Below are 7,318 nucleotides of genomic sequence, written 5' to 3' on the forward strand. Positions count from 1 at the left end.
CGGCGGATCATCCGCAGCGCGAAGCGGGCCTGTTCGTCCGTCGTCGCCGGCTTGTCGGACAGCTCCACGGCGTAGGCGTTGAAGTCGCGGACCAGCACGGCGAAGATCTCGTCGAGCAACCCCTCGTCGACGCCCGACAGCCCGGCCTCCTCCAGGATGAGCTGGGCGTAGGGCACGGTCGCGAACAACTGGCCCACGGCGAACGCGAAGTCGATGTCCTTCTGCTGCGCGGCATCCGGGGTGGCGCCGGCCAGCATGTCGGCGAGCACGTCGATCTGCGAGCGCAGCAGCGCGACATTCGGCAGGTGCCCGAAGCTGTCGAACGGCGCGCGCCAGTCGTGGAAGCGCACCTTGCCCAGGCCGCCGGTGGGCCCCTGCGCGAACAGGAAGGTGTCGTCGGCCGCGTCGTCACGCCTGCCGATCAACGGCAGCGCGTTGTTGGGGGCGAACAGGAAGTTGGGCATGAACTTGGCGAGCAGCCCGATGTTGATGTGGACGGTGCCCTCCAGCCTTGGCAGCAGGCCGATTTCGCGGGTCATCGCCTCGAAGATGGTGTCCTTCTCCACGCCCTTGGCGGCGATCACGTCCCACAGCGCGGTGACGACGCGTTCACCTTCGCTGGTGATCTTCGCCTTGGTGAGCGGGCTGTACAGCAGGTAGCGGCGGTCCTCGGCCGACGCGCTGCGCATGTAGTCGCACGCCCGGGTGGCGACCAGCCGCATCGCGACCAGCCGCGCATAGGCGTCGGTGAGCAGCCGTCGCACGTGGGTGAAGTCGGTGACGACGGTCCCGTACAGGATGCGGTTGGACGCGTGGGTGACCGCCTCGTACATCGCGTGGGTACACATGCCGACGGCTCCCCAGCCGAGGTTGTACTTGCAGACGTTGACGGTGTTGAGCGCGGCGTGGAAGGCCTCGGGGCCGCGGTGCAGGATGTCGGCCTCGGTGACCGGGTAGTCGCGCAGCGCGTAGTTGGCGACGAAGTTCTGCGAGTTCACCACGTTCTTGATCAGGTCATAGCGCTCGTGCTGCGAGTCGGCGGCGAAGAACACGTACTCGTCGGTGCCGTCGAACTTGCCGAAGGTGGAGACCATCCGCGCCACGTTGGCGTTGCCGATGTAGTACTTCTCCCCGGTGGCGGTCCAGCCCCCACCCGGCGCAGGGGTGAGGTTCATGTCGGTCTGGTAGACGTCCGCGCCGTGCGTCTGCTCCGACAGCCCGAAGGCGAACACCTCGCCGGCCTCGAGCAGCGCGGCGGCCTTGCGCTTGGCGTCGGAGTTGGCGCTCATCCAGATCGGCCCGAGGCCCAGCGCGGTGACCTGGAAGGGATACCAGTAGTTCAGCCCGTAGAAGCCGACGATCTCGGCGAACGCACTGATCCGGTAGGTGTCCCAGCGGCAATCGTCCGCTCCGTAGGCGCTCGGTGTCAGCAATGAGGCGAAGATGCGCTCCCGGCCGATGTGGTCCAAAAACTCCGAATACCACACCCGTTCGTGGTCGTCGGCCTTCAGCCGGGCCTTGCCCCGGGACTCGAAGAAGTCGACCGTCGCGGCCATGATCTCCCCCGAACGACGGTCTGGGTACTGGCGTTGCAGGTGGTTGGGATTAAGCAACATGAGGTGACTCCCAGCGGGTTCTCGACGAAGACGAGGGTGACGGTACTGCAATCGCGCGGCCGTCGGGGCGACCGGAACAAAACGACCCTGTTGGTCGGGTGCCCGTCGCCCTAGCATCACTGGAGTGTCAGAACTCAATACCGCTCGCGGGTCCATCGATACCGCCGCGCTGGGCGTCACCCTCATGCATGAGCACGTGTTCATCATGACCACCGAGATCGCCGAGAACTATCCCGAAGCGTGGGGCGATGAAGACCGGCGCGTCGCCGACGCCATCAAGCGACTCAACGAACTGAAGGCCCGCGGCGTGGACACCATCGTCGACCTCACGGTGATCGGCCTGGGCCGCTACATCCCGCGGATCGCCCGGGTCGCGGCCGAGACCGAGCTGAATATCGTTGTGGCGACCGGGCTTTACACCTACAACGACGTGCCGATGTACTTCCACTACCTCGGCCCGGGCGGCGAACTCGGCGGCCCGGAGATCATGACCGACATGTTCGTCCGGGACATCGAGCAGGGCATCGCCGACACCGGTATCAAGGCCGGGATCCTCAAGTGCGCGACCGACACACCCGGGGTCACCCCCGGCGTCGAGCGGGTGCTGCGGGCGGTGGCCCAGGCGCACAAGCGCACCGGGGTGCCGATCTCCACGCACACCCACGCGGGCATGCGGCGCGGGCTCGAGCAGCAGCGCATCTTCGAAGAGGAGGGTGTCGACCTGAGCCGGGTGATCATCGGGCATTCCGGCGACAGCACCGACATCGGCTACCTCGAGGAGCTCATCGCTGCCGGCTCCTACCTCGGGATGGACCGCTTCGGCATCGACGCGTTCCTGCCGTTCGAGGACCGGGTGAACACCGTGGCGCAGATGTGCGAGCGCGGGCACGCCGACAAGATGGTGCTCTCGCACGACGCCAACTGTTACTTTGACGCGCTGCCCGACGAGCTGGTGTCGCAGGTGATGCCGAACTGGCACTACCTGCACATCCACAACGACGTCATCCCGGCGCTCAAGGAGCGCGGCGTCACCGACGAACAGTTGCACACCATGCTGGTGGACAACCCGCGGCGCATCTTCGAGCGGCAGGGCGCGTATGAGTGAGCCGATCCCGCCGATCGGCACGCAGATTTCGGCGCTGGCCGAACTCGCCCCCGACGAGCCGGCGGTCACCTGCGACGGCATTACCCTCACCCGCGCACAGCTCGACCGCTCGACCAATCGGCTGGCCCGCGCCTACGCCGAGCGTGGTGTGGGCGTCGGCGACTACGTGACCATGGTGCTGCCCAACTCGGTCGAATGGATCCAGGCCGCCGTGGCTTGCTGGAAGCTGGGCGCGGTGCCGCAGCCGTTGTCCGCGCGGTTGCCCGACGCGGAGCTGCAGGGCTTGGTGGACCTGCGACCACCGGCCTTGCTGGTCGGCCGTGACCATCACCAGATACCCAGCGTGCCAATGGGTTTCACGCCCGATCCGGGGCCGTCGGACGACGCGCTGCCGGAGGCGGTGTCGCCGGTGTGGAAGGCGATGGGTTCGGGCGGCAGCACCGGCCGGCCCAAGCTGATCGAATCCGGCGGCGACAGCCGGATTCCGTCGGCGATCGGCTATCCGCTGGGCGCCCAGGAGGGCGACACCACCCTGGTGCCGGTACCGCTGTCGCACAACACCGGCTTCACCACCGCGACCATCGCGTTGCTGATGCGCCATCACCTGGTGCTGATGAGCCGGTTCGACCCCGAGCGGTTCCTGCGCCTGATCGCCGACCATCGCGTGACGTTCCTGACGACGGTGCCGACGATCATGCAGCGCACGCTGCCCGTCTACCAGGCCGACCCGGGCGCCTACGACCTCTCGTCGATCCGGCGGTTCTGGCACCTGGGGGCGCCCTGCCCGCCCGCCATCAAGCAGGCGTGGATCGACCTGCTGGGCGCGGAGAAAGTCTGGGAGCTCTACGGCGGCACCGAATTACAGGCGCTGACGTTCATCTCCGGGGACCAGTGGCTGACGCACCGCGGGTCGGTCGGCGTGGTGGTCGCCGGACAGATGAAGGTGCTCGACGACGACGGCAACCCCTGCCCGCCCGGCGTGGTCGGCGAGATCTACATGCGGCCGGGCCCGGACAGCGCGCCCACCTACCGCTACGTCGGCGCCACGGCGAAAAGCCGCGACGGGTGGGACTCGCTGGGTGATCTCGGCTATTTCGACACCGACGGGTTCCTGTACCTCTCGGACCGGCGGGTCGACATGTTCACCGTCGGCGGCCGCAACGTCTACCCCGCCGAGATCGAGAACGCACTCTCGGCGCACCCGGATGTGTTGTCCTGTCTGGTCGTCGGCGTCCCTCACGAAGATCTCGGCCAGGTGCCGTACGCGCTCGTGCACCCGATCGATGGTTCGGAGCTGGATTCGGTTGCCGTGCAAGCGTTTCTACGCGACCACGTGGCGGGGTACAAGGTGCCGCACACCGTCGAGTTCGTCGACACCCCGCTGCGCGACGACGCCGGCAAGGCCCGCCGCTCGGCGGTCCGCGAACAGATCCTGGAGCGCCTGGCGGCCGCGGAGGCGAGCTGACCCGCGGGCGGATCGGTGGCGATGCGCACGCGGGATAGCCCGGCGAACCGCTACGCCGCGTCGGATTTGGAGAGCGGACGGGACCGGACCGGCCGTCCCAAGATCACCTTGGCCGTGATCGCGCCGAGCTTCAGCATGCCGAGGTAGGTGGACGGGTTGAACAGGGTCGGCCACACCGTACTGCTCTTGTTTTCGTCGAGCGGCCGTCCGGCGAACCGGTCGCGTAGCCATCTCAGGGCCATCGGCGAGGAGAGCGGGTGAAGCAGCAGGTGATCGCAGAATCGATCGCGGTGGTAGGTGACCGCTACCCCGGCGGCGACATACGTCGCGACAAGCTGATCGATGTCGTCGATGCTGATGATTCTGTCGTGCACCGCCTGGATCACCAGCAGGGGCAGTGCGGGTGGGGTCTTGCCGAGCTTGGTTTCGTCGAAGATGTGGCGCACCTCCGGCAGGTCCCACAGTTCGTCGGTGGAGATGTCGACGTAGGAGCCGATGTCTGCGTTGCGCAACCGCCGAACCGCGCCCGCGGTGGTCAGCTTCCGTAATTCGTTCAGCACCGCCCTGCCCTCTTCGGTGGCGTGCTCAATGACGACCCGCTGTGCTTCCGGGAACACCTCGGTCAGCGCCGCGATCATCAGCGCCGCCAGTCCGGCGAAAAACGACCCGTTGAGGCGGCGCGCGACGCTTTCCGGGTCGGCGACCGGTGAGCCGAGCACCGCGCCGACGATGTTGAGTTCCGGCGCGTAGCGGGCGGCCGCCTCGGCCGCCCACGCGGAGGCGAAACCACCGCCCGAATAACCCCACAGACCCACTGGGGCCGACGTTGACAAGCCCAGCCGTTCGCAGTTCAGGGCAGCCCGGACACCGTCGAGGATGCGGTACCCCGGCTCGCGGGGTGCGCCCCACATGCCGTGACAGCCCTCATGGTCGGGTACCGAGACCGCCCAGCCTTCCGCCAATGCCGCCGCCATCAGCAGGAATTCCGCCTGGGTGAACGCGCCGATCGCCCCGGCGCCGCGGCGCAGCGCGTACGACGGGAAACATTGTGACGCCACCGCATCGATAGCGCACTGATACGACAGCACCGGACACATCGCGTGCGGATCGCGCTGTTCCGGCAGCAAGACGGTGGTCACGGCAACCTCCGGGTCGTCGTGCAGGTTCGTGCTGCGGTAGAGGAGTTGGGTGGCCGGAAAGCTTTGCGGCAGCACACCCAGAAAGCCCAACTCGACGGTGCGCGAGCGGAGCACGGTGCCACATTCAGCCTGCTCATACCCCGGCGGCGGTTGGTAGAAGGGATCGTCATCCGGCAAGAGCGGACGCTCGGCAGGACGCAAGTCCTCATGGGGCGTGCCCGCGATCGACCGTGCCACGACCATGTCGTTGTCCATGGTTGAACACCTCTCCAGGGCCGAAGCGACTTCGTTGCCTTTGCCGCTACCGGCACCCGGTGACCCGCCGCTCTATCACACTCGGGGTTACCCATAAATGAGGTTTCGAGACCTTCGGTACCGCCCGGAGAGGAATTCAGCTGGCGGTCCGGGCAGACTCAAGGCGCGATCGCGTCCGCCTCGGCATCGACCGCCTGAGCCGGCTCGCCCGGCCTCTCGCGTTTCTCCCAGCGACGCAACGCTTCTCGGCACGGCGATTCGACCAGCGCATAGCTGACCGCGGCGATCGCGAAGCCGAAGATCAACGTCAACACCAACACCGTGGGCATGCGGCCGGTGAACGGGAACGTGCCGAGCACCGGGAACACCATGGCCAGCGCCGCCAGGTGCCACACGAACAGCCCGTAGGACCAGCGCCCCAGGGTCACCATCGCGGTGGTCCCCAAGATGCGATGCGGCGTGTCCATCCGGTCCAGTACCAGCGGGGCCACCAGCGCGAAAGCCACCAACGAGCCCATCGCCGTCTTCACCGCGAACTGGGCCGGGGTGCCGGGCACCAGGCCTTCGGGACCGGCCAGCGGCGACGCCGCGATCAAATAGGCGACCACCGCGACAGCGGCCATCAACAGCCGGTGGCGAGCGATGCGCACCGGCAACCCGATCCCGCTGTGCACCAACTCGGCCAGCAGCATGCCGGCGGCGAACCAGGAGAAGAACGCCGGCGGCCAGTTCAGCGGGTTGATCCCAGGACCGCCGCCTCCCGAAAAGAGAGGTACCCAGCCCCACGCCCAGCTGAGGGCGCCCAGGGCGGCGATCGCGGGCACCCTGGCCCGCACCGGCAGGCGGCGGGCCAGCAGCGCGAGGATCGGCAGCGCCAGGTAGAAGCTGACCTCGACGGACAGGCTCCACATCTGGGTCAGCCCGCCGGTCAGCGTCAGCGGCACGTAGATCTGGGTGAGCGTCAGGTTGGCCAGCCATACCGTCAGGCTGGCGTGGTCGGCGTCGGGCAACAGGGTCAGGATCACGACGACGGCCACCACGTAGGCGGGCATGATGCGGACCACCCGCGACCGCAGGTAGTGGCCGGTACGCGGGCGCGGTCCCAGATCCCTTGCCGCCGCGGCATGTCCGCGCCACAGCAGAAAACCCGACAGCGCGAAGAACACCGCGACGGCCAGGTCGAAGCGGCCGAACAACCTGCCGGTGGCGCCGCTGGAGTGCCCGGTCTGGAACGCGACGTGCGTGACCACCACACCCATGGCGGCGCAGGCGCGCATGCCTTCCACGGCCGGCAGGAAGCTGCGGACCCCGCCCACCCGCTGGTCGTCGCTCACCACCACAGTTTGCCTGTGATGTGTTGACCGGCGAGTGGGTACACCCGCTGGACCCGTCCGCGCGAGCCATAGGTTCGTAAGTCGCTGCCTTACTTTGTGCTGTTAGGGTCAGACGAGTTTGCCCCGGGCTGCTTGCTCGGGTCGGGTCGCGGCTGATGAAGCGAGGAATTGAGGAGGGCACAGCGACGTGAACCGAGCAGTCATGTTGCGGTTCGCCGCATGCGGGATCATCGGACTCGGAGCTGCCCTGCTTATCGCCGCGCTGCTTTTGACGACGTACACCACCAGCAGGATCACCAAGGTCCCCCTGGACGTCGACGCCACGCTGATCAGCGACGGCACCGGAACCACCCTCGACTCCGCGTCGCTGTCGACCGACCACGTCGTCGTCAACCAGAACGTGC

Annotated in this window: 6 protein-coding genes; 3 read left to right on the forward strand and 3 right to left on the reverse strand. The window is 67.5% G+C overall.

Annotated elements, in window-relative coordinates:
• Positions 1-1,616 (reverse strand): acyl-CoA dehydrogenase family protein (locus tag A5708_RS02120; RefSeq protein WP_065027050.1); only part of this gene is annotated, 1,616 nt, incomplete at its 3' end.
• Between the two features lie 124 nt (positions 1,617-1,740).
• Between A5708_RS02120 and A5708_RS02125 the strand changes: the two genes are divergently transcribed.
• Complete coding sequence (locus tag A5708_RS02125; RefSeq protein WP_065027046.1) at positions 1,741-2,721, forward strand: phosphotriesterase; 981 nt, start codon at positions 1,741-1,743, stop codon at positions 2,719-2,721.
• Positions 2,714-4,186: an AMP-binding protein gene (locus A5708_RS02130; RefSeq protein ID WP_065027047.1), complete on the forward strand. Its 1,473-nt coding sequence runs from the start codon at positions 2,714-2,716 to the stop codon at positions 4,184-4,186. Before A5708_RS02125 ends, A5708_RS02130 begins: the two co-directional genes overlap by 8 nt.
• A gap of 50 nt (positions 4,187-4,236) precedes the next feature.
• Here A5708_RS02130 and A5708_RS02135 read toward each other — a convergent pair whose 3' ends face one another.
• Together A5708_RS02135 and A5708_RS02140 are read right to left on the reverse strand one after the other, a co-directional pair.
• Positions 4,237-5,580 carry a lipase family protein gene (locus tag A5708_RS02135; protein WP_065027048.1) on the reverse strand — a complete coding sequence of 448 codons (1,344 nt, stop codon included), beginning with the start codon at positions 5,578-5,580 and terminating at the stop codon, positions 4,237-4,239.
• Between the two features lie 158 nt (positions 5,581-5,738).
• Positions 5,739-6,920: an acyltransferase family protein gene (locus A5708_RS02140; RefSeq protein ID WP_065027049.1), complete on the reverse strand. Its 1,182-nt coding sequence runs from the start codon at positions 6,918-6,920 to the stop codon at positions 5,739-5,741.
• 181 nt (positions 6,921-7,101) lie between these two features.
• Here A5708_RS02140 and A5708_RS02145 point away from each other — a divergent pair.
• On the forward strand, positions 7,102-7,318 hold a 217-nt coding region (locus A5708_RS02145), incomplete at its 3' end, for a porin PorA family protein (RefSeq protein WP_196772498.1).

The organism is Mycobacterium colombiense (assembly GCF_001672755.1).
Taxonomy (GTDB): Bacteria; Actinomycetota; Actinomycetes; order Mycobacteriales; family Mycobacteriaceae; genus Mycobacterium; species Mycobacterium colombiense_C.

What these genes read in the sequence shown, in the direction of transcription:
- A5708_RS02135 (WP_065027048.1), bottom strand. Translation starts at nt 5,580, where the DNA reads ATGGACAACGACATGGTCGTGGCACGGTCGATCGCGGGCACGCCCCAT.
- A5708_RS02130 (WP_065027047.1), top strand. Translation starts at nt 2,714, where the DNA reads ATGAGTGAGCCGATCCCGCCGATCGGCACGCAGATTTCGGCGCTGGCC.